We start from the raw sequence: 22,586 nt of genomic DNA, 5'->3' as shown, positions 1-22,586 counted from the left end.
GCCGGTACGGAGAAGGTGTCAGGTCGATGCGGTCAGGACGAGGACGGCCTGGTCGTCGTCGATGTCGTGTCCGCCGGTGAAGGCGTGGACGGCCTTGGTCAGGGTGTCGATGACGTGGCGGGCGCCGGGCTGGTGGAGGGTGCCGGTCAGCGCCTGGGCGAGGCGGTGTTCGCCGAACTGCTCCGCGGCGGCGTCGCGGGCTTCGGAGATGCCGTCGGTGTAGAGCAGCAGGCTCTCGCCGGGGTCGAGGTGCAGGTGGACGGGGGTGAGGTGGATGTCGGCGGCGATGCCCAGCAGGGAGCCGGGCATGTCGACGGGGCGGGGCGTGCCGTCGTTGCCGAGGTGGAGGGGCAGGGTGTGGCCGGCCCGGACCATGTCGAGGTCGAGGCCGTGGCCGGTGGGGGTGAGGGTGCCGTAGATGAGGGTGACGAAGCCGGTGCCGTGGCTGTCGGGCCGGGTGATCAGTGCCCGGTTGACGGCGGTGACGACCGCGTGCGGGCCGGGCACGAGGGGGGCGACGGCGCGGGCGGTGTGGCGCACCAGGGCGGTGGTGGTGGCGGCTTTGGCGCCGCGGCCGCAGACGTCGCCGAGCATGAAGGCCCAGCGGCCGTCGTCGAGGGGGAAGAGGTCGTAGAAGTCGCCGCCGATGTCCAGCCCTTCGCCGGCGGGGTGGTAGTAGGTGGCGATGTCGGCGCCGGGCACCGTGGGGAGGTCGGGCAGGAGAAGGCCGGCCTGCAGATCGCGGGCGAGGGCGTGGCGGTGGGTGTACTGGCGGGCGTTGCGGGCGGCGGAGGCGGCTCGCCGGGCGAGTTCCTCGGCCAGGGAGACGGTGTGACCGTCGAAGGTGTGCTCGCCGGTGGACAGCAGGGTGAGGGTGCCGAAGGCGGTGCCGCGGTCCATCAGCGGGACGCACAGGTAGCCGGTGACGCCCAGTTCGTGCCAGGGGCCGGGGCCGGTGGGGGTGCGGCGGGCGACCTCGCTGGTCCCGGAGGCCAGGACGCGGGCGACGGCGTCGTCGTCGGCGTCGTAGACGGGGATGTGGGAGGCCAACAGCCTCTGTTGCGTTTCGGTGGGAGCCGCGGTGGCGATGCGGTGGACCCGCCCGTTGCGGATGACGTCGACGGCGCACAGCGGCGCGAGGCGGGGTGCGCCCGAGGCGGCCAGCCGGGACAGGACCTGCGTGTCGTTCAGGTCGGAGGTCAGCTCGGTGCTGGCCGTCAGCAGGAAGGCGAGGTCGTCCCGGGCCGCCTGCTCGCGTGCCTGGGCGGTGGTACGGGCCTGTTCGGCGTAGTGGCGCTCGATCGCCAGGGCCGCGGTGTCGGCGAAGACGCGGGCGAGTGCCAGGTCGGCGTCCTGCGGGCTGCGCGGGACGCGGTGGTACATCGCGAAGGTGCCCAGCAGTGCGCCGTCGCGCGCCAGGATCGGAGTGGACCAGCAGGCAGCCACGCCCGCCTGAACGGCCAGGGCCCGGAAGTCGTCCCAGAACGGGTCCGTGGCGATGTCGGTGACGATCACTGGCTGGTGCCGGTGAGCGGCGGTACCGCACGAGCCCACGCCCTCGCCGGTGGCGATGCCGTCGATGGCCCGGTTGTAGAAGTCGGGCAGGCTCGGGGCCGCGCCGTGGCGCAGGTGCCGTCCGTCGGCGTCCGCCAGCAGCACCGACACCAGTACCTCTTCCGGCGCGAGCTCCTCGATGACGCGTGCCATGCCGTCGAGCACGTCGGGCAGTGGGGCCTGGCGGGCGATCTGCTCCAGCAGCGCCCGGTGTTCAGCGGTCAGCCGATGGGCCTGCCTGACCTGGGTGGTCTCCACGCCGATCAGGCGCACACCGGTGACATTGCCGCCCACATCGAAGCGAGGCTCGTAGGTGAAGTCGAAGAACGCCTCCCGAGCCGCCGCGCCGTGCCCCAGCAGCACCCGGGCATCACTTCCGGTGAACGGCTTGCCGGTGCGGTACACGCGGTCCAGCACCGTGACAAAGCCCTGCGCGACCAGCTCCGGCATCAGCTGTCCCAGCGGCAGGCCGGTCCGCGTGCGCCCGCCGCCGATCGCCGTGAAGAACGCGTCGTTCGCGGCCTCCACCATGTGCGCAGGGCCGGACAGCGAAGCGAACACGGCCGTGGACTGCCCGAACAGCGCCCGCAGGTCCTCGTCCATCCCCACGTCGGCGGCCCCGACCTCACCACCCGACGCCACAGCGGGATCGCCGGGCTGCTGCTTCGGTACCCGCGTCATCCGTGCCGCTCCTCATCCGGCTGGTCCGGGTCGTCCGGAACAGCGCCATCAACGACACGCAGGTCACCGGCCAGAGCCCCGCGCACGTCCGTGTGCACAGAAAACACCTGGTCCAAACCCGTCAGCTCGAACAGACGGGACACTTTCGACGGCACGGACGCCAGGCGCAGCGCCCGCTCCTGGGAGGCCAGCTGCCGGTGCAGCCGGATGAAGGCGCTGACACCGGAGGAGTCGCAGAACAGCAGACCAGCGCAGTCGATCACTACCGGCCCCCCGCCCCGTCCCGGCATCAGAACCTTCTCACGGGCTTCGTGCAGCTGCGCGGCGCTGTCGTAGTCCAAGTCACCGCGCAACGCCAGGACCACGCTGTGCCCGACCTGCCGGGCCTCCACCGAAAACACCCGCGGCTTCCTCCGCCTGAAGCTCTTGCCGTGAACGCCTCCATGTTACGAGCCGGTCCGAACCCGCACCGGCCGCGGCCCGGCTCCGTCGGGTGGCGGAGGTTCGGGTTGCATGAGGGACTGGGCGACAGGGCTGCCCGGCAGTGGCGGGCAGCGAGGCTGCTCGCACGAAACGGACTGGTTGACATGGCGTACGAACCGAAGCCCGCGTCCGAGCACACCACCTCGGTCAACCGTGCGGCCGCGGGCCGGTACGCGCTGGACGACCGGCAGGATTTCGCGGACGTCGACCGCGGCTTCATGGCCGCCTTCGAGGGCGTGCTGCGCAACGACGACGGCGAGGTCGTCTTCGACGGCCCCGCTCTGGACTACGTCACCGACGACGCTCCCGCACCGGATGCGGTGAACCCGAGCCTGTGGCGACAGTCCCAGGTCATCAAGCGGGCCGGCCTGTACAAAGTCGTCGACGGGCTCTACCAGATCCGGCTCAGTGCCAACATCACCATCGTCGACGCCCCCGACGGCCTGGTCGTCGTCGACTGCGGCCTCAGCGTCGACCACGCACGGCTCGGCCTGGAGCTGTTCCGGCGCGAGACCGGCAACGACAAGCCCGTGGTGGCCGTCATCTACACCCACACGCACTTCGACCACTACGGCGGCGTCAAGGGGCTCATCGACGAGGCGGACGTGAAGAGCGGCAAGGTGCCGATCGTCGCCCCGGGCACGATCGAGTCGTTCGACAAGCACGCCATCGGCGAGAACGTGATCACGGGCAACGCCATGTCCCGCCGCATGGCCTACACCTTCGGTCTGCTCCTGCCGCGCTGCGACTGCGGACTGATCACGGGTGGGATCGGCGCGAACAACGACGGAATGAACGCCCGCTTCTCCTACATCTCCCCCACCGATCCGATCACCAGAACCGGGGAGACACGGACGCTGGGCGGCTGGGAGTTCGAGTTCCTGTACGCGCCCGACACCGAGGCGCCGGAGGAGATGCACATCTGGATTCCGGCGATCAAGGCTCTCACCTGCGCGGAGAACGCCAATCACACGATGCACAACATCCAGACCATCCGCGGCGCCCGGACCCGTGACGCGCGCAACTTCGCCCGCTACCTGGACGAGACCTTGGTGCGGTGGGGCCAGGACGTGGAAGTCCACTACGGGCCCCACACCTGGCCCGTGTGGGGCAACGACCACGTGGTCACGTTCCTGGAGAACCAGCGCGACCTGTACAAGTACATCCACGACCAGGCGCTGCGCCTGGCCAACCAGGGCCTGACTCCGCTGGAGGCCGCCGAGCAGGTCGAGCTTCCGGACGCGATCGGCCGCAAGTGGTACAGCCGCTACTACCACGGCGGGCTGCATCACAATGTGCGCGCCGTCTTCCACAAGGAACTCGGCTTCTGGGACGGCGACCCCGCCACCATTCTTCCGCTCCTGCCCTCCGACCACGCCCGGCGTCATGTCGCACTGATCGGGCGGGACCGGATCCTCGAGGAGGGGCGGACGGCCCTGGACGCCGGTGACTACAGGTGGGCGGTTCAGGTCCTGCATCACGCCGTGTTCGCCGACCCCGACGACACGGAGGCGAAGAATCTGCAGGCCGACGCCTACGAGCAGCTCGGCTACCAGCAGGAGAACACCCAGTACCGGGCCATCTTCCTGACGGCTGCCATGGAGCTGCGCGAGGGCGTACGCACGGAGGGCGAGGTCGCCACCGGCAGCCAGGACACCATTCTCGCCATGCCCATCGGTCTCCTCTTCGACTTCGCCGGCGTCCACGTCGTCGGCGAGCGCGCCGCCGATGTCGACGTCCGTATCAACTTCACCTTCATGGACAGCGGTGACCGATGGACGATGTGGGTGCGCAACGGCGTCCTCAACGCCCGTGCGGGCCACGACCCGGACGCGGCCCTGACCGTCTCCGGCCCGAAACAGGCCCTGGCCGCGGTCCTGCTGCAACCGGAGCGCGCACAGCAGATCGATGCCGTGACCCTAGACGGCGACGAGAGCGCTCTGGCCTCCTACGGAACCGTCCTCGAACCGTTCGACGCGCACTTCGGCATCAGCACGCCGTAGCAACGTGCCGCGTCCAGCAACGACGAACCCGTCGCCGATGAAGGGGAGGCTGGTCCTCACGTGTCCCTGTGCGTAGACCTGCTGTGTTGACCTGGCGAGACCGGCTCGCCCGGGCCGCGCGCAAGGGGCGGTCCCGGCTGGGCAGGCCGACTCCGTCCGACGCCAGTTCCGGCCTCGTCACCGGGCTGTTCTCCATCCCCGAGGGCATGGCCTACGCGGCCATCGCAGGCTTCAACCCGGTGGCCGGCCTGTACGCGGGCGTCGTCCCGGCGATCGTCGGCTCACTGACCTCCCGCACGGTCCTGATGGTCACCACGCTGACCAGCGCCATCGCGCTGACCTCGCAGAGCGTGCTGTCGGATGCGGGCCTTGACCCGAAGAGCACGGGCAACATCGCCGCCCTGACCGTCATGGCCGGAGTCGTCATGCTGCTCATGGGCGCTCTGCGGCTCGGGGCGGTGATGTCGTTCGTGTCGAACGCGGTGATGACCGGTTTCTCCACCGGCATCGCCCTGCAGATCATCACAGGCGTCCTCAAGGACGCCACCGCCTACAAGCCCCAGGGCCACAACCGCCTCTACCAGCTGGGCGACTGGCTCGCCCACATCGGCCAGTGGAAGCTGTCCGCCGCCCTCGTGGCCATCGCCACGATCGCCGTCTGGGCGCTCGCCCGTCTCGTCCGCCGGCTCGAAGCCGTGGCCCTGCTCATCGCGATGATCGTGGCCAGTGTCGCGGTGGCCCTGCTCGGCACGGACGTCGAACTGGTCCACGACATCGCGCACATCCCTGCCGCCCTGCCCGGTTTCTCCGCCCCCGACCTCTCCGCCGTGCCGCATCTGCTCGGCGGGGCCGTGGCCGTCGCCCTGGTCGGCCTGGCCCAGGCGGCGAGCATCGGCCCGTCCGTCCCCAACCCCGACGGCTCCCGTTCCTCGGTCAACGGCGACTTCGCCGCCCAGGGCCTGGCGAACATCACGGGCGGGCTCTTCCAGTCCCTGCCCTCGGGCGGCTCTCTGTCCCGCACCGGCGTCGCGGTCTCGGCCGGCGCCCGCACCCGCTGGGCCGGCATCTTCTCCGGCATCCTGCTCGCGCTCATCGTCCTGGTCTGCGGTTCGCTCGCCGAGCACATTCCGATGCCGGTGATCGGCGGCCTGATCCTGGTCGTCGGCGGCGAACTGATCTGGGGCAAGCGTCACGACATCCTGCTGGTCCTGCGCACCTCCTGGATGTCGTCGGGCGCGATGATCCTCACCTTCCTCGCCACCACCCAGCTCCCGCTCCAGCAGGCGATCATCCTCGGCGCGGTCCTCTCCCTGCTGCTGTACTGCGCCCAGGCCGCCCGCCGCGCCCGCCTCGTCGCCCTCACCCGCGACCCGGAAAGCGGCGACTGGGACACCGGCGAGCCCCCTGAGAAACTCCCGCCCGGGCAGGTCACCGTCCTCTACTACGACGGCGTGAGCTTCTTCGCCGAGATGAACCGCATCGAGGCGATGCTCCCGAGCTCCGACGACGCCCGCGGCGCCGTGCTGGTCCTCGTCATGCGCGGCGTCCCCGACGTCCCGTCCTCGACCGTCGTCAAGGTGCTCCGCCGCTACGTCCACGACCTCGACGCCCACGGCGGCCGCCTGATCCTGGCAGGTGCAGAACCCGGCCTCGTGCGCCTCCTGACGGCGACCGGCCTCGACCGCGACCTCGGCCCCGGCGGTGTCGTCCCCGCTGACGGCGCGATCTTCGCCCCGCTGGAGCGGGCCGTGTCCGAGGGCGAGTCATGGATCGCCCGGCAGCCGTGACAGCCGCCGACATGCGGCTCGACCGGGGCGATGTTGAGATGAAGGATCCCGTTTCCTTTCGTCGAACGGGCCTTTGAACGGAGTCAGCAATGAGCGCCCTGCCCTTCGAGGACACCACCGACTTCGAGAACGCCGACCGCGGCTTCATCGACGCCCTGACTCCGGCAGTCGTGAAGGCGGAGGACGGGCGCGTCGTCTACGACAACGACGCCTACGACTTCCTCAAGGGCGAGTGCCCCGACACGGCCAACCCGAGTCTGTGGCGCCAGGCCCAGCTCTGCTCCCGCCAGGGCCTGTACGAGGTGTGCGAGGGCATCTACCAGATCCGCGGCCTGGACCTGTCGAACATGACCCTCGTCGAGGGCGAGCGCGGCGTCGTCGTCATCGACCCGCTCCTCAGCGTCGAGACCGCCGCCGCAGGGCTCGCCCTGTACCGGCAGCACCGCGGCGAGCGCCCCGTCACCGGCCTCATCTACACCCACTCCCACGGCGATCACTTCGGCGGCTCGCGCGGCGTCCTGCCCCGCGGCGCCGAGGACGGCGTGCCGATCCTGGCCCCCGAAGGCTTCCTGGAGCACGCGGTCAGCGAGAACGTCTACGCCGGCAACGCCATGACCCGCCGCGCGATCTTCATGTACGGCGACCGGCTGCCCAAATCGGCCGACGGCCAGATCAGCGCCGGCCTGGGCATGACCACCTCGAACGGCACGATCAGCCTCATCCCGCCCACCCTCGACATCACCCGCACCGGGCAGGAGGAGACGGTCGACGGCGTCCGCATCGTCTTCCAGCTCACCCCCGGCACCGAGGCCCCGGCCGAGATGAACTTCCTCTTCCCGGACAAGCGCGCCCTGTGCCTGGCGGAGAACGCCACGCACAACCTGCACAACATCCTGACCCTGCGCGGCGCCGTCGTCCGCGACTCCCGCATCTGGGCCCGCTACCTGGACGAGGCCATCGAGTACTTCGGCGACGGCTACGACGTCGCGTTCGCCTCCCACCACTGGCCCACCTGGGGCCGCGACAACGTCGTCACGTTCCTCTCCACCCAGCGCGACCTGTACGCCTACCTCCACGACCAGACCCTGCGCCTGCTCAACGACGGTCTGACCGGCCCGGAGATCGCCGAACAGATGCAGCTGCCCCCGGCCCTGGAGAACTCCTGGCACGCCCGCGGCTACTACGGCTCGGTCAACCACAACATCAAGGCGATCTACCAGCGCTACCTGGGCTGGTTCGACGGCAACGTCGCCCACCTGTGGGAACACCCGCCCGTCGAACTCGCCAAGCGCTACGTCGACGCCCTCGGCGGCCCCGACCAGGCCCTGGCCAAGGCCCGCGAGTACGTCGACGCGGGCGACCTGCGCTTCGCCGCCACCCTCCTCAACCACGTCGTCTTCGCGGCCCCCGACAACACGGACGCGAAGCAGACCCTGGCCGGCGTCTACGACCGGCTCGGCCAGGGCTCGGAGAACGGCACCTGGCGCAACTTCTACCTCACCTCGGCGATGGAGCTGCGCCACGGCGTCAACGCCATCACCCTGGACACCACCAACCCCGAGATGGCGATGGCCCTGACGACCGACATGGTCCTGGACTCGATCGCCATCCGCATCGACGGCCCCCGCGCCTGGGCCGACGACCTCACCGTCGACCTCGTCCTCACCGACGAGGACCGCCGCCACCGCCTCACCCTCCACAACGGCGCCCTCACCCACCGCACGGTGACCGCTCCCAGGACCGAGGCGGGGCTCACCCTCACCCTCACCAAGCCCCAACTCCTCGGCGTCCTCGCCGGAAAGGGCCTCGACGGCATCACCACGGACGGCGACGCGTCGCTCCTCGCTCGACTCCTCTCCTACGTCACCAGGCCCGACACGGCCTTCCCCGTCGTCACCCCCTGACACGACCGCACGGCTGAGCCCGACGGGGTGGGCCCGGTGCGGGCGGGCCCACCCGTCGATCCGTCCTGTCAGGTGCCGTTGATCAGGCGCGTGGCCAGGTCCGGGCTGAAGGTTCCGGCCGGGACGTCGGGAGCGATGCCGCACTGGCCGTCCGAGTTGCCCGGCGTCTTGACCCAGAGCAGCATGTCGCCGCCGCCTCCTTCCTGCGGGCGGGTGCCGAGCTTGCGTCCGGCCGGGTTGCACCACTCGCCGGCCAGCTTCCCGTTTCCGTTGCGGCTGGTGTCGACCACGAAGTGCGAGCCGCCGCCGAGTGCCGCGTTCACCCCGTTCGCGTAGGTCGTCGAGGCGCTGGTCGAGTAGTAGTTGGAGACGTTGACGGCGAAGCCGCGTACGTTGGCGATCCCCGCGCCCTTGAGCCGTCCGGCCATGGTCGCGGCGTCGGTCCAGCCCGCGTTGCCCGCGTCGAGGTAGGCCCAGGTGTCGGGCGCCTTCGCCTTCAGCATCTGGGTCGCGTACGTGAGCATGCCCAGGCGGTCCTGGATCTGGGCGTCGCTCATGCAGTCGAAGTCGCCGAGCGCGTCCGGCTCGATGACGACGACGGCCGGACGGTCCGCGATGGCCGCCGCGAACGTGGAGATCCACGTCTTGTACGCGGCGACGCTCCCGGCGCCGCCCCCGGATTGGCCGCCGCAGGCGTCACGGCCGGGGATGTTGTAGGCGACGAGCACGGGCAGTTGACCGTGACTTGCCGCCTTCCCGACGTAACTCGCGACCTGCGAACCGGTGGATCCGGTGGTGAACCAGGCGGCGATCGGCTGTTCCGCGATCTGGGTGCGGATGGCGGCCGCGCGGGCGTCGGTGGGGTGTGCCGCGACCCATGTGGCGGGGTTCGAGGCGGTGTTGACGTAGAAGCCGTTCGTGTCGGACAGCGGGTCGGCCGCGGCGGGCTGGGCCGTGGCGAGGGCGCAGGCGGTCACCGCCACGGCGGCCGTGGCGATCCTGCTGAAGGTCCTGCGGGTACGCGTCATTGCGTCACCTTCCTGTGTGCTGCGGGAGGGCCCCCTTGTGGGAGGAGGGCCCGGTGGGGGGAGCCGCCGTCAGCGGGCGGCGGCGAAGGTCGCGACCCAGGCGAGGGCCGAGTTCCAGTTGATGGCGATCTCGTCGGTGCCGTACGAGTAGACGTCGTCGATGTAGCAGGTCGCGGGCGCGCAGCCGACGAGGTTCTGCTGGGCGACCGGGTCCGTGAGCGTCGAGTTGGGCCCGCCGGCCAGGGAGCCCTTCGGCGGGTCCGGCAGGGCCGGGTCGATCTGGTGGGCCCAGATGCGGGTGTGCTGGTTGTGGCTGGCCCGCTCGCCGTAGCCGGTGACGTAGGACTGGTCGAGGGCGTTGCGGCCGAGGAGGTAGTCCATCGCCTCCAGAACGCCGTCCCGGTAGCGCGGCAGCCGGGTGAGGTCGTAGGCGGTGGCCATGATCACGGCGTTGTTGGCGGTGACGCTGTTGGAGCCCCAGACGTAGGTGCCGTCGGCGGGCTTGTTCGGGTTCGGGTAGCCCTGGGACCGCTGGTCCCGGACGAACGTCTCGGCGATCTTGACGATGCGGGCGCTCGCGGCCAGCGACAGCTTCAGCGGGAAGCTCTCGGGCATGCGGGCGACGGTGAGGTCGCTGAGCGCGCTGGTGTCCTGCCAGGAGAAGCCGTCGGTGGTGGCCTTCGCGGTGATGCGGGCGAGGTACCGGTGGTCATGGGTGGTGGCGTAGAGCTCGGTCGCGGCCCAGGAGAACTCGTCGGAGACCTGGGTGTCGTCGTAGTCGCCGCCGCCCGAGCCGTTGGCGTCCGGCGCGTACAGGTCGGGGTGGGCGAGCGCGGCGTCGAAGGCGGTCCGGGCCGCTTGCAGGCAGCGGGCGGCGAACTCCTTGTCGTACGGGGCCCAGACGCGGGCGGCCTGGGCCGCGGCCGCCGCCAGGTTCAGGGTGGCCGCGGTCGTCGGCGGGTGCAGGTAGCGGGGCTGGGAGTCCTTGTCGGGCTGGGTCGGCAGCGCCGTCCAGGCCAGGTCGTGCACCTTGTGCAGGGCCATGCCGGCGAGCGGCTGCCCCTGCGGGATCTGCATGCGCAGCAGGAACTCGACCTCCCACCGGGACTCGTCGAGGACGTCCGGCACCTTGTTGGCGTTCTCCGGTACGGAGAGCAGTCCGTCGGAGGCGCCGACGGTGTCGCCCTGCCGCCGTGAGCGCTCGTAGGAGTCCATCAGCTGCCAGGCCGCGAGCCCGCCGTTGACGACGTACTTGCCCTGGTCACCGGCGTCGTACCAGCCGCCGCGCACGTCCTGGCGGTAGGAGCAGGCGCCGGGCAGGCAGGGCACGTCCGTGTCGCCCTTGTTCGGGGCGACGCCGAGGTGGCCGGCCGGGCGCGCGTAGGCGTCGCCCACGTACGTCGCCTCGATCGGGGTGCCGCTGCGGGCGAGGTAGAAGTAGCCGAGCGCGTCGCGGCGCAGGCCGGTGTACGGGTTGTCGGCGATGTCGAACGGCTCGCTGACGTGGTCGCCGACGGCGAGGGTGTAGCCGGTGCCGTTCGTGGTGTAGCCGGAGAAGTCGGCGATGTGGACGTGCTGGCCGGAGGCGTCGTCGTCGCCCTGGACGCGGGTGCGGCCGGTGCGCACGACCGTGCCGTCGGCCGCGCGCAGGCTCCAGTCGACCGGCCGGTCGCCGGGCTCGACGACGGACGCCTTCTTGGGCCCGCGTCTTTCGTACCCGACCTGGTTGACGTGGACGGGGCTGCCGAAGTCGCGGCCCGCGCCGGGGGCGACGGATCCGCCGGTCAGCGACACGTCGTCCATGCACAGCGTGAACGCCTTCGCGGCGCCGCCCTGTTGGAAGGAGAGCTGGCCGTGCAGGTCGGCCGACTTCGACGTGCCGGAGACGGTGAAGGTCTGCGGCTCGGGGGTGAGGGTGAGCGTCTTGTTGAAGGTGGTGGTGCGCGGCGGTACCCCGAGCTGGAGTACGGCGCGGATGGTGGTCGTGGTGGTCGCCGAGGCCGTGAAGCGCAGGGTGTACGGCTGGTCGGCCTCCAGCGGGATGCTGTCCTGCGCGATCATCGAGTCCCACGGGTTGGCCGTTCCGGCCGGCACGTCGGCACACAGCTTGCCGCCGTCGATCCGGGAGGGCGTGGAGCCGCTGCTCCACCACGGGGTCTTCGCCTGGTCGAACGTGCCGTTCAGGACGCGCTCGTAGGGCTGTTGCGGGTCGGGGGCCGCGTGCACCGCGGGTGCGGTGACCAGCAGCACGGTGGGCAGCACCAGGGCATGCAGAAGCGTTCGGGGGCGCATTCCGGTCTCTTCCGTCGCTCGTCCAGTCGTCGGAGGGCCGGTCCGCTGTGGCGTCAGCGCCGATCGTGAGGGCGGCCCGCGGCGATGTCAACGGATCGGGCGCCGTCAGATTTTTTTGCCCAGGACACTTCCCCGTCACAGGAGTCTGGCTCTACAGTCCCGGACTGTTACCGCTCCCAATTTTTGGCACAGGCGGTACAGGATCGGTCGTTGCTATGGCGTCAAATAGCAGATCAGAGAGACTTCTTGGGGTCGGAGCGTCCATCTCCGCCCCTTTACCGCTCCCAAAACAGAGGAACATTATGGGACAGATACAGCGCCGGACCGAGGGTCGGGCACGCCCCCTGACGGGACGTCGGCGGCTCGCGGCGGCCGTCGCGATCGGTGCGTCGATGGCGCTGTTGAGCGCCTGCGGCAGCGACGACGGGACCAGCGGTTCGGGCAAGACCGTCCTGGTGGTCAAGACGTTCAGCCAGTTCGGCTACGAGGACCTGTACAAGCAGTACGAGGCCGCGCACCCGGACATCGAGATCCGCGAGGAGAACATCTCCCAACTGGGCGACTACGCGCCGAAGTTGCAGCAGTGGATGGCCAGTGGCCAGGGCGCGGGCGACGTCGTGGCCCTGGAGGAGGGCATCCTCACGCAGTTCATGCAGCAGCCGGACGCCTTCGTGAACCTGCTCGACCACGGCGCCGCACCGCTGCGGAAGAACTACCTCGACTGGAAGTGGCACCAGGCCCTCACCCCGGACGGCAAGACCCTCGTGGGCCTCGGCACCGACGTCGGCGCGCAGGGCATGTGCTACCGCAAGGACCTGTTCAAGAAGGCCGGTCTGCCCACCGACCGCGAGAAGGTCGGCGCGCTGTGGCAGGACTGGGACGGCTATCTCTCCGTGGGGAAGAAGTTCACGGCGGCCAGGACGGGAGCGCACTTCTTCGACTCGGCCGGCTCGATCTACCAGAACATGCTGATGCAGCAGAGCGACCACACGTACTACACCAAGGACAACAAGCTCGTCATCGACTCCAACCCGGCCGTGCGGACGGCCTGGGACAAGACGGTCGAGATGATCGACGCGGGCCTGTCGGGGAACATCGCCGCGTGGAGCCCGCAGTGGAACGCAGGCTTCAAGAAGGGCACGTTCGCGACGATCCCCTGCCCGTCGTGGATGCTCGGCACCATCAAGAAGCAGGCCGGCGACGCGGGCGCGGGCAAGTGGGACGTGGCCCGGGTGCCGGGCAACGGCGCGGTGCGCGGCGGGTCCTTCCTCGCGGTGCCCCGGCAGAGCAAGCACCCTGAGCAGGCGGCGGAGCTGGCGAAGTTCCTGACCAGCGCGAAGGGGCAGACGGCCGCGTTCAAGGCGAAGGGCAACTTCCCGTCCGCGCTCGCGGCCATCGACAGCGACGACGTGCGCTCGTACCGGGACCCGTACTTCTCCGACGCACCGGTCGGCCGGATCTTCGGCGACAGCGTCAAGGCGCTGCGGCCGGTCTACCTCGGCCCGCAGAACAACCCCATCAACGACGCCGTCAGCAACTCGCTGACCGCGATCGAGCAGCACAAGCTGTCCGACGCCGCGGCGTGGAAGAAGGCCGTGTCGGAGGCGAAGCGCCTGGAGGACTGAGCCCCGCCGCCGCGGCACAGCGTCGCCGCCGCGCCCACGGGGCCTGTCGCCCGACCGCCGCCACGGGCCGGGCACCCCTCGGCGGCGTCGCGGCCCGGGGCCCGGTCCTCCCGGCCCCGCCGCCCGATCGCCGCCGGGGCGCCCGGACTTCCCGGCCCCGCAGGCCCGCCCACTCCCCCGCCACCCAAGGATCCGCCGTGACCACAACCACCCGGCTTCCGCACGCCGGCCGCACCTCGCTCCGAGCACCCGCACCACCGACCATGCCCAGTCCCCGGCCCCGCCCGCTCGCCCGGCTGGCCGCGCGCGGCACCCCGTACCTCTTCATCGCCCCGTTCTTCGTCCTCTTCGCCGTCTTCGGCCTCTATCCGCTCCTCTACACCGCGTGGGTCTCCCTGCACGAGTGGAAGATGGGGATGAAGGGCGACTTCGTAGGGCTGGACAACTACAGCAAGCTGTTCGGCGACCCGGACTTCTGGAACGCCCTGGTCAACACGGTCGGCATGCTCGTGATGGCGACCGTGCCGCAACTCCTGCTCGCGCTGGTGGTGGCGAGCATGCTCAACCAGCAGCTGCGCGGCATGACGTTCCTGCGCCTGGGCATCCTGCTGCCGATCGTCACGTCCGTCGCCGCCGTCGGCATCGTCTTCAGCCAGCTCTTCGACCGCGACGCGGGCATGGCCAACGGCCTGCTGCACCTCGTCGGGATCGGCCCGGTCGACTGGCGCGCGGAACGCTGGTCGTCGTGGGCGGCGATCTCCACGATGGTCGACTGGCGCTGGACCGGCTACAACTCGCTGATCTATCTCGCCGCGATGCAGGCCGTGCCGAAGGAGCTGTACGAGGCCGCGTCGATCGACGGCGCCGGCCGCGTACGGCAGCTCTTCGCCATCACCGTGCCGATGATCCGGCCCGCCGTGATCTTCACCGTGATCTCGTCGACCATCGCGGGTCTCCAGCTCTTCACCGAGCCGCTGATCTTCGCCCAGGGGTCGAACGCGATCTCCGGCGGCAGTCTGCGCCAGTTCCAGACCATGTCCATGTTCATGTTCGAGAAGGCCTTCAGGAACTTCGACTACGGATACGGCTCCGCCGTGGCCTGGATGATCTTCCTGATCATCATCGTGCTGACCGTGGTCAACTTCCTCATCGTGCGGAGGACGAAGTAACCGTGCGCAAGAACTCCCCGCTCGCCTACGTCACGCTGATCGCCGCGATCCTCCTCTCCGCGTTCCCGCTCTACTGGCTGCTCGTCGTCGCCACCCGGGGCAGCGACGTGGTCGGCGACTGGCCTCCCCCGCTGCTGCCCGGCGGTCAACTCGCCGACAACATCAGCCGGTTGTTCGCCGCCGACGGCGCCCACTTCGCGAAGGCGCTGCTCAATTCGGCGATCGCGTCCCTGACGGTGACCGTCTCCGTGGTCTTCTTCAGCACCCTGGCCGGCTTCGCCTTCGCCAAGCTGCGCTTCAAGGGCCGCGACGTCCTGCTGGTCTGCATCCTGGGCACGATGATGGTGCCGGTCCAGATGGGCATCATCCCGCTGTACATGATCATGGTGAAGTTCGGCTGGGTGAACCAGCTGCAGGCCGTCATCGTGCCGTTCCTCGTCTCGGCGTTCGGCGTCTTCCTGATGCGCCAGTACACCGAGCAGACCGTGCCCGACGAGCTGATCGAGGCGGCCCGCGTCGACGGCGCGCACACCTTCCGCATCTACTGGACCGTGGTCCTGCCCGCGCTGCGCCCGGGAGCCGGCGTGCTCGCGCTGTTCACGTTCATGGGCGCCTGGAACGAGTTCCTGTGGCCGCTCGCGGTCCTCGAACAGGACAACCCCACCGTGCAGTTCGCCCTCAACCAGCTCTCCACCAGTTACTACACCGACTACTCCCTGATGTTCACCGGGGCCCTGGTCGCCATCGTCCCGCTGCTCGTCGTCTTCGTCATCTCGGGGCGCCAGATCATCGGCGGCATCATGGAAGGAGCCGTCAAGGCATGAGCACCCCGCTGGTTTCCGAAGTCCCGGCGTCCGTGGACTCCACGGAGGAACTCGCCGACCGTTTTCCCGCCTCGTTCGTCTGGGGCGCGGCGACCTCCAGCTATCAGATCGAGGGGTCGGTGGACGCGGACGGCCGCGGCCCCTCCATCTGGGACACCTTCTGCGCCAGACAGGGAGCGATCGACAACGGCGACACGGGGGCGGTCGCCGCCGACCACTACCGCCGCCACCGCACCGACGTCGACCTGATGGCGCGGCTGAACCTGGGCGCCTACCGCTTCTCGATCGCCTGGCCCCGCGTCCAGCCCACCGGCAAGGGCCCGGTCAACACCAAGGGCCTCGACTTCTACGAGCGGCTGGTCGACGACCTCCTGGAGCGCGGCATCACCCCGTGGCCGACGCTGTACCACTGGGACCTTCCGCAGCCCCTGGAGGACGCCGGAGGCTGGCCCCGGCGCGACACCGCCGAACGGTTCGCCGATTTCGCGGCCGCCGTGCACGAGGTGCTGGGGGACCGCGTCCCGCACTGGACCACCCTGAACGAGCCGTGGTGCTCGGCGTTCCTCGGCTACGCCACCGGGCGGCACGCCCCCGGCCGCCGGGAGCCACAGGCCGCGCTGCGCGCCGCCCACCACCTGCTCCTCGCCCACGGCCTCGCCTCCCGGGCGCTCCCCGACGACGCCTCGGTCGGCATCACCCTCAACCTCACCGACGTGCGCGCCGCGTCCGCCGCTCCCGCCGACGTCGACGCCGCACGGCGTATCGACGGTCTGCAGAACCGCCTCTTCCTGGACCCGCTGCTGCGCGGCACGTACCCGGCGGACGTCGTCGCCGACCTCGCGGACTCCTTCGACCTCACCCACGTGCACGACACGGACCCGGACGTCATCGGGGGCCGGCCACCGGCCTTCCTCGGCATCAACTACTACTCCCCCCTGCACGTCGCGCACAGCGCAGAGCCCCGCGCGTCCGCGTACGTCGGCGCACCGCACACGGTCGCCGTGGACGGCGGGCGCGCGCGGACGGCGATGGGATGGGAGATCGACGCGTCCGGACTGCGCGCCCTGCTGCGCCGGCTGCACACCGATCATCCCGGGCTCGCGCTGTACGTGACCGAGAACGGCGCCGCGATCGACGAGGACGTGCACGATCCGACCCGGCTCGCCTACCTGCGCGACCACATCGGGGCGTGCGCGGACGCCGTCGCCGACGGCGTCGACCTGCGCGGCTACTTCGCCTGGTCCCTGCTGGACAACTTCGAGTGGTCGTTCGGCTACCGGCACCGCTTCGGCCTGGTCCACGTCGACTACGCGACACAGGCCCGCACCCTCAAGGACAGCGCGCGCTGGTACGCGGACCTGCTGCACGCCGCCCGCGCCTCGGCACTCCCCGCCCCCGCGGTCTGACACCCGCGCTCTACAGTGACAGCCACAGCCGCCGCAACCAGGAGCCGCACGCATGACCGGACGCCAGCCCACTCTCGACGAGGTCGCCGAACGGGCAGGCGTCTCCCGCGGCACCGTCTCCCGTGTCCTCAACAACCGCCAGCACGTCAGCGCCAAGGCCCGGCGGGCCGTGGAACAGGCCATCGACGACCTCGGCTATGTACCGAGCGTCGCCGCCCGCTCCCTGGCCAGCGCCCGGCGCGGCGCGGTCGTCCTCGCGATCTCCAGCGACGACCCGGCACTGTTCGCCAACCAGTTCTTCGCCGAGGTCATCGCCGGGGTGAACACGGTCATGGAGGACACCGATCTGCACCTCATGCTGATCCTCGCGGCGACCGAGCGTGGGCGGGAGCGCCTGGAGCGGGTGCTGCAGTCGCGGGGCGCCGACGGCGTGATGCTGCTGGCGCTGCGCGAGAACGACCCGCTGGTGAAGGTGGCCGAGGCCGGGAAGGTGCCGGTGGTGTACGGCGGGCAGCCGCTGGAGCGGGCGCCGCGGTTCTACGTGGACGCGGACAACCGGGGCGGCGCTCGCAGTGCGGTCGAGTACCTGATCTCGACGGGCCGCGAGCGCATCGCCACCATCACCGGCCCCCAGGACCAACAGGTCGGCGTCGCACGCTACTTGGGCCACCGCGAGGCGCTGGCCCTGGCCGGACTCGACGGGCGGCGGGTGGCCCACGGCGACTTCTCCCAGGAGAGCGGCGCCCGTGCGATGAACGAACTGCTTGACCGGCACGGGGACCTCGACGCGGTGTTCGTGGCCTCGGACGCGATGGCGGCGGGCGCCCTGGAAGCACTGCGCGCGGCGGGTCGCACGGTCCCCGACGACGTGGCCGTCGTCGGCTTCAACGACATCGTCACCGCCCAGCACACGACCCCGACCCTGACGACGGTCCGCCAGCCGATCGAGGCGCTGGGCCGTGAGATGACCCGCATGCTCCTGCGTGCCATCAACGAGGACACTCCGACGCCGCTGATCCTCCCCACGGAGCTGGTGGTCCGCGAGTCCGCCTGACCCGGGCACCCTCACCGGGCGCAGTTCCGCGAACAGCGGCCCGGTGAGGGTGACTTCACGTGAGGTTCAGGCGGTCTACGGCTCTGTGCCCCACACGAGGGAGCCTCCGACATAGACCGTCACCTTGGGCGCGTCGGCGTACGAGGTGGCGGTGCCGCGGCTGAAGTCGTCGGCCTCGTTGAAGTTCGACCAGTCGGACTTGGCGAGCCGCAGCTGAAGGTCACCGGTGTCCGCGCCCGCCGCCAGTGAGCCGCTGCCGAAGCCGACCTCGATGAAGTGGTCGGCTCCCGTCCTGGGCGGCGAGACCGCCCCCGTGGACAGCTTCACCGTGGAGCAGCCCAGCTGCGCCCAGTCGCAGAAGGTCTGGTACCCGGCCGACGAGGACTCACCGGTGAACCAGTAGCGGACGGTGACCTTGGACAGGTCGACGGCCGCCGTACCGCCGTTGACCAGGCGCAGCCCGGGCTTGACCTGGTTGTCCGTGGCCGAGGAGTCGTTGTTCTTGTACTGCGCCTTGAGGCCCGAGGAGCCACCGCCTCCCCCGGACGCCTTGGTCACCGCGGTCACCCCTGCGGACGCCGCCGACACGTTCCCGGCCGCGTCCTTCGCCCTGACCGTGTACGCGTAACTCGTCGACGCGGAGAGCCCCTTGTCGGTGTACGACGTGCCGGTGGCAGTGCCCACCTTGGCGCCGTCCCGGTAGACGTCGTATCCGGTGACGGCCGTGTTGTCCGTCGACGCGGTCCACGACAGGGCGACGCTGTCACTGGTCGTCGTGCCGACCGTCAGACCGCCCGGCACGGTCGGGGCCTGCGTGTCACCGCCGCCACCGCCTCCGGACAACGGCGGATAGGCGTTGGCGACCAGCTGACGGAACCCGGCGGAGAACCAGTGGCCCGCCAGCGGCGAGTCGGGCAGCGCGCCGGTCAGGCTGTTGCCGTTCCGGGCATTGCCGGTGTACGTGGGATCGCACATCCGGTCGAAGCCCTTGCCCTCGTCGTTGTCGACAGGCTTGCTGGCGCCGTCCGACTCGCCCGGCGGCTTGGCCCACACGTAGGCGTCGATCCCGGTGTCGGGAGCGGTGGCCGGGCGTTCGCCGATGCCGGCGCCGCTCTGGTTGCACCAGTTGCCGGCGTGGATGCGCCGGTCGACACGTCCGCCGTCCACATACGCGTCGACGCTGGTCGTCGGGCCCGGACCGGTCGGCCGCGCGGCGCCGCCCCAGCCGTTGCGCGCGGTGTCGATGAGCATGCCGATCCCGCTGTCGAAGCCCTGCGCGACCAGCGCGGAGCGCATCCCCTGCGCGTACGAGGTCTCGTCGTCGTACTGGTTCCAGTCGATCCACTTGGACTGGCGCACCGTCTGGCCGTTCACGGTGTCCGTGACCTTGACGTACGGCTCCTTGGTCGCGGAGTAGTTGGCGGTGTTGACGATGAAGCCCGTCACGTCGCTCAGGGTCGCGCCGTTGGTGGTGGCGGCCTTCTTGAACTCCTGCGCGGTCGGGACGAGGTTGCTGTCCCAGCCGAGCCACGCGTGGTGGCCCGCGTCGATGTAGTTGTAGGCGTTGGGCAGCGTGCCCAGCTTGTGCAGGGCGTACCCGACGCCCTTCTCGTAGTTGCCGTTCGCCTTCATCGTGGCGCACTGGGGCGTGGAGCCCGCGGTGCCGCCGGCGTTGGTGACGAGGTTCGGCAGCGAGTCCGGCTCGATGAGGTTGACGATGCGCAGGCTCGCGTACGCGGGGTCGGCGAGGATCGCGGCGATCGGGTCGATGTAGTCGGACTGGTACCTGGCCAGGTCGTCGGCGCCCAGCTCGCCGTTCGAGGCCAGCGCGGCGCAGTCGCGTCCCGGCAGGTCGTAGATGACCAGCTGGACGAGGTTGGCACCCTGCGCCTTGGCGGCGTCGAGGTGCGCCTTGAGGCCGCGGGCCTCCGCGTTGCCCTGGATCGCGGCGATCCGGTCGAGCCACACGAAGGTCGGCTGCTTCGCGACGGTCGCGCCGCCGGGCTCGGCCGCGGCCTTGGCGGACCAGTCGGGGTTCACGTAGGCCTTGGCCCCGACGTAGGGGTTGTCGAGTTTGGCCGCGGCGGAGGCGCTGTGCGGCAGCGCGGCCAGCGACAGGGCGCCGACGAGCGCGCCCGAGGCGAGAACGGCGGTGCGCCTTCTCGCGGAGCGGGGACGCGCGGAGGAAACAGGTCTGCGTAAGCGCATGGTTCTCTCCCGTGGGTGACGGAGAACGGCTGGCGGAGCACGTACGAGGAACTGACGGCGAGCGGGGGGCGCCGGAGGGGTTCCCGGGCCCAATCGGCGACCCGGTCGCCGGGAGGAGAGCCGGACGTCGGAGCAGCCTGACCGGCGCAGGGCGCTTGGTGGTGCCGCGCTGCGCAGGGGTGTGCCAGTGGGGCGGTGGTGTGGTGCGAGGGCGTCACGGCGGGTCCGGTCGTGACCGGCGTTTCGCCGACGTGACACCTTGGCGATGCCGGCCGCACTTGGGGAGGCGGAGGACAGGGCATCGTTGTTGGGAGCGCTCCCAAAGATTGCTGCGCCGGGTCGCCGCTGTCAACACCCGTGCCGCGGGCGGATTGTGGGGCACGGTCCGTGCAGGTCCGGCGGCCCTCATGCGGTGCCCCTCGCTTTCCGGACGGCCCGTCCGGCGGTGGCCGGTGTGCGCTGCGAGGCCGGGCGCACGCGAGCGAAAGTTCACTGCGGGCGACTCGATCGGTGCGCAAAGTATTGACGCATGCATGTCCAGTGGCTTCCATGAGTCCGGTCCGGGCTTCGATGAGCGGGCCGTACGGGGCGGGACACTCCGCGCGGTTCGAGGAGTCGGTCACCGCCGGACGCCTTCACCGCCCCGCTGTCTTCTCTGCATGCGTACGTGCCGTCGCGCGTCATTTGGGAGCGCTCCCACCGCTCGTTTCCCTCACCGAGAGGACCCCCCACCATGAGCCCCCCACCTCTGCACCGGCTCAGAAAAGCGCTGATCACGCTGGTCACCACGGCCGTGATCGCCCTCGTCCCCTTCGCGGCCCTGCCGGCCCAGGCGGCGCCCGCCAAGGCCGCGGCAGCACCCGCCGCGGGCGCCGGCTACTGGCACACCAGCGGCCGCCAGATCCTGGACGCGCAGAATCAGCCGGTCCGCATGGCCGGCGTCAACTGGTTCGGGTTCGAGACCGCCAACTACGTTCCCCACGGACTCTGGTCCCGCGACTACAAGTCGATGATGGACCAGATGAAGTCGCTCGGGTACAACACGATCCGCATGCCCTACAGCGACGACATCTTCAAGAACACCGTCCCCAATGGCATCACGTACTCCAACGGTCTCAACACCGACCTCAAGGACCTCACGTCCTTGCAGGTCATGGACAAGATCGTCGACTACGCCGGATCGATCGGTCTCAAGATCGTCCTGGACCGGCACCGGCCCGACTCCTCGTCGCAGTCGGCTCTCTGGTACACCGCGTCGGTCCCCGAGACCACCTGGATCACGAACCTGAAGGCCCTGGCCGCCCGTTACCTCGGCAACACGGCGGTGGTCGGCATCGACCTGCACAACGAGCCGCACGATCCGGCCTGCTGGGGATGCGGCGACGCGAGCGTCGACTGGCGGCTCGCCGCCGAGCGGGCCGGCAACGCCGTGCTCTCGGTCAACCCGCAGCTGCTCATCCTCGTCGAGGGCGTGCAGACGGTCGACGGCCAGTCGAACTGGTGGGGCGGCAATCTGTCCGGGGTGGCCAAGGCGCCGGTCCGGCTCAGCGTGGCGAACCGTCTCGTGTACTCGGCCCACGACTACGCCACGAGCGTCGCGCAGCAACCGTGGTTCAGCGACCCGTCGTTCCCCGCGAACATGCCCGCCATCTGGGACAAGAACTGGGGATACATCTTCAAGCAGAACATCGCGCCCGTGTGGCTCGGAGAGTTCGGCACCACCCTCCAGTCGACCGTCGACCAGAAATGGCTCGCGGCCCTCGTCGACTACGTGCGGCCCACCAGGACCTACGGCGCGGACGGCTTCCAGTGGACCTTCTGGTCGTGGAACCCCGACTCGGGTGACACCGGCGGCATCCTCAAGGACGACTGGCAGACCGTGGACACCGTGAAGGACGGCTACCTGGCCTCCATCAAGGCGCCGGCCTTCGGCGGGGGCGGCGGGGGCGGTGGGGACACCACCGCGCCCTCCACACCGGGCGGTCTCAAGGTCACCGGCACGACCTCGTCCAGCGTCTCCCTGTCGTGGACGGAGTCCACCGACAACACCGCCGTCGCCGGCTACGACGTCTACCGGGGCACCGGCAAGGTCGGCTCGGTGTCCGGCACGTCCTTCACCGACACCGGCCTCACCGCCGGCACGCGCTACGACTACACGGTCCGGGCGCGCGACGCGGCAGGCAACACCTCTCCGGCCTCCGCCTCGGTCGCCGCGACGACGCCGGGTTCGGGCGGCGGGTCCTCCGGGTGCACAGCCTCGTACAAGGTGAGCAGCGACTGGGGCAGCGGCTTCAACGCCGATGTCACCGTCACCAACACCGGGACCACGGCGGCCACGTCGTGGGAGGTGACCTGGTCCTGGCCCGGCAACCAGACCATCAGCGGCATGTGGAACGCCTCCTTCACACAGGTGGGCAAGGCCGTCACGGCCCGCAACGCCGATCACAACGGCTCGCTCGCGGCCGGTGCGTCGACGTCGTTCGGGTTCGGAGCGGCACCGGGCGGCGCGGGCACGCCGGCCCTGGTCTGCCGTACGAGCTGAACCCCGCGCGGCGCGCTTCCGGGCCG

Annotated in this window: 14 protein-coding genes; 9 read left to right on the top strand and 5 right to left on the bottom strand. The window is 70.4% G+C overall.

Features of this window, described 5'->3' with window-relative positions:
- Positions 1-18: 18 nt before the first annotated feature.
- Together ABT127_RS20715 and ABT127_RS20710 are read right to left on the bottom strand one after the other, a co-directional pair.
- Positions 19-2,235: a SpoIIE family protein phosphatase gene (locus ABT127_RS20715; RefSeq protein ID WP_351451909.1), complete on the bottom strand. Its 2,217-nt coding sequence runs from the start codon at positions 2,233-2,235 to the stop codon at positions 19-21.
- Positions 2,232-2,636: an STAS domain-containing protein gene (locus ABT127_RS20710; RefSeq protein WP_351451906.1), complete on the bottom strand. Its 405-nt coding sequence runs from the start codon at positions 2,634-2,636 to the stop codon at positions 2,232-2,234. The genes ABT127_RS20715 and ABT127_RS20710 overlap by 4 nt, the downstream gene beginning before the upstream one ends.
- Positions 2,637-2,822: 186 nt before the next feature.
- Here ABT127_RS20710 and ABT127_RS20705 point away from each other — a divergent pair, with 186 nt between their 5' ends.
- From ABT127_RS20705 to ABT127_RS20695, 3 genes are all read left to right on the top strand, one after another.
- A complete protein-coding gene (locus ABT127_RS20705) occupies positions 2,823-4,721 on the top strand; it encodes an alkyl/aryl-sulfatase (protein ID WP_351451904.1) in 1,899 nt (632 codons plus the stop codon).
- An 86-nt stretch (positions 4,722-4,807) separates the two neighbouring features.
- Positions 4,808-6,508: a SulP family inorganic anion transporter gene (locus tag ABT127_RS20700; RefSeq protein ID WP_351451902.1), complete on the top strand. Its 1,701-nt coding sequence runs from the start codon at positions 4,808-4,810 to the stop codon at positions 6,506-6,508.
- Between the two features lie 89 nt (positions 6,509-6,597).
- Positions 6,598-8,412 (top strand): alkyl/aryl-sulfatase, encoded by a 1,815-nt coding sequence (locus tag ABT127_RS20695; protein ID WP_351451899.1) that lies wholly within the window; start codon positions 6,598-6,600, stop codon positions 8,410-8,412.
- Between the two features lie 68 nt (positions 8,413-8,480).
- Here the strand turns inward: ABT127_RS20695 and ABT127_RS20690 are convergent, their stop codons facing one another.
- Both ABT127_RS20690 and ABT127_RS20685 read right to left on the bottom strand, forming a co-directional pair.
- Complete coding sequence (locus ABT127_RS20690; RefSeq protein ID WP_351451896.1) at positions 8,481-9,440, bottom strand: glycoside hydrolase family 6 protein; 960 nt, start codon at positions 9,438-9,440, stop codon at positions 8,481-8,483.
- Between the two features lie 69 nt (positions 9,441-9,509).
- Positions 9,510-11,732, bottom strand: coding sequence for a glycoside hydrolase family 9 protein (locus tag ABT127_RS20685; RefSeq protein WP_351451894.1), 2,223 nt, complete (start codon positions 11,730-11,732; stop codon positions 9,510-9,512).
- Positions 11,733-12,034: 302 nt separating this feature from the next.
- On the opposite strand from ABT127_RS20685, the gene ABT127_RS20680 reads away from it, so the two are divergent.
- The 5 genes from ABT127_RS20680 (at position 12,035) to ABT127_RS20660 (ending at position 17,810) form a co-directional block, all read left to right on the top strand.
- The gene (locus tag ABT127_RS20680) at positions 12,035-13,357 is read left to right on the top strand and encodes an ABC transporter substrate-binding protein (RefSeq protein WP_351451891.1); all 1,323 of its coding nucleotides are present in this window, start codon (positions 12,035-12,037) and stop codon (positions 13,355-13,357) included.
- Positions 13,358-13,554: 197 nt separating this feature from the next.
- A complete protein-coding gene (locus tag ABT127_RS20675) occupies positions 13,555-14,526 on the top strand; it encodes a carbohydrate ABC transporter permease (protein ID WP_351451889.1) in 972 nt (323 codons plus the stop codon).
- 2 nt (positions 14,527-14,528) lie between these two features.
- Complete coding sequence (locus tag ABT127_RS20670) at positions 14,529-15,350, top strand: carbohydrate ABC transporter permease (protein ID WP_351451886.1); 822 nt, start codon at positions 14,529-14,531, stop codon at positions 15,348-15,350.
- A complete protein-coding gene (locus ABT127_RS20665) occupies positions 15,347-16,756 on the top strand; it encodes a GH1 family beta-glucosidase (RefSeq protein ID WP_351451884.1) in 1,410 nt (469 codons plus the stop codon). The genes ABT127_RS20670 and ABT127_RS20665 overlap by 4 nt, the downstream gene beginning before the upstream one ends.
- A 52-nt stretch (positions 16,757-16,808) precedes the next feature.
- Positions 16,809-17,810: a LacI family DNA-binding transcriptional regulator gene (locus tag ABT127_RS20660; protein ID WP_351451882.1), complete on the top strand. Its 1,002-nt coding sequence runs from the start codon at positions 16,809-16,811 to the stop codon at positions 17,808-17,810.
- A 75-nt stretch (positions 17,811-17,885) separates the two neighbouring features.
- On the opposite strand, the gene ABT127_RS20655 is transcribed toward ABT127_RS20660, so the two are convergent.
- Entirely contained in the window at positions 17,886-20,018 is a 2,133-nt protein-coding gene (locus ABT127_RS20655) for a glycoside hydrolase family 6 protein (protein ID WP_351451879.1), read from the bottom strand.
- Positions 20,019-20,751: 733 nt separating this feature from the next.
- On the opposite strand from ABT127_RS20655, the gene ABT127_RS20650 reads away from it, so the two are divergent.
- The gene (locus ABT127_RS20650) at positions 20,752-22,560 is read left to right on the top strand and encodes a cellulase family glycosylhydrolase (RefSeq protein WP_351451877.1); all 1,809 of its coding nucleotides are present in this window, start codon (positions 20,752-20,754) and stop codon (positions 22,558-22,560) included.
- The last annotated feature ends 26 nt before the right edge of the window (positions 22,561-22,586 follow it).

This window comes from Streptomyces sp. NPDC001904, from assembly GCF_040297005.1.
Lineage (GTDB): Bacteria > Actinomycetota > Actinomycetes > Streptomycetales > Streptomycetaceae > Streptomyces.
This window is presented reverse-complemented; position numbering and strand designations above follow the sequence as displayed.

What these genes read in the sequence shown, in the direction of transcription:
- ABT127_RS20705 (WP_351451904.1), top strand. Translation starts at nt 2,823, where the DNA reads ATGGCGTACGAACCGAAGCCCGCGTCCGAGCACACCACCTCGGTCAAC.
- ABT127_RS20685 (WP_351451894.1), bottom strand. Translation starts at nt 11,732, where the DNA reads ATGCGCCCCCGAACGCTTCTGCATGCCCTGGTGCTGCCCACCGTGCTG.
- ABT127_RS20715 (WP_351451909.1), bottom strand. Translation starts at nt 2,235, where the DNA reads ATGACGCGGGTACCGAAGCAGCAGCCCGGCGATCCCGCTGTGGCGTCG.
- ABT127_RS20680 (WP_351451891.1), top strand. Translation starts at nt 12,035, where the DNA reads ATGGGACAGATACAGCGCCGGACCGAGGGTCGGGCACGCCCCCTGACG.
- ABT127_RS20690 (WP_351451896.1), bottom strand. Translation starts at nt 9,440, where the DNA reads ATGACGCGTACCCGCAGGACCTTCAGCAGGATCGCCACGGCCGCCGTG.
- ABT127_RS20660 (WP_351451882.1), top strand. Translation starts at nt 16,809, where the DNA reads ATGACCGGACGCCAGCCCACTCTCGACGAGGTCGCCGAACGGGCAGGC.
- ABT127_RS20665 (WP_351451884.1), top strand. Translation starts at nt 15,347, where the DNA reads ATGAGCACCCCGCTGGTTTCCGAAGTCCCGGCGTCCGTGGACTCCACG.
- ABT127_RS20655 (WP_351451879.1), bottom strand. Translation starts at nt 20,018, where the DNA reads ATGCGCTTACGCAGACCTGTTTCCTCCGCGCGTCCCCGCTCCGCGAGA.
- ABT127_RS20695 (WP_351451899.1), top strand. Translation starts at nt 6,598, where the DNA reads ATGAGCGCCCTGCCCTTCGAGGACACCACCGACTTCGAGAACGCCGAC.
- ABT127_RS20650 (WP_351451877.1), top strand. Translation starts at nt 20,752, where the DNA reads ATGAGCCCCCCACCTCTGCACCGGCTCAGAAAAGCGCTGATCACGCTG.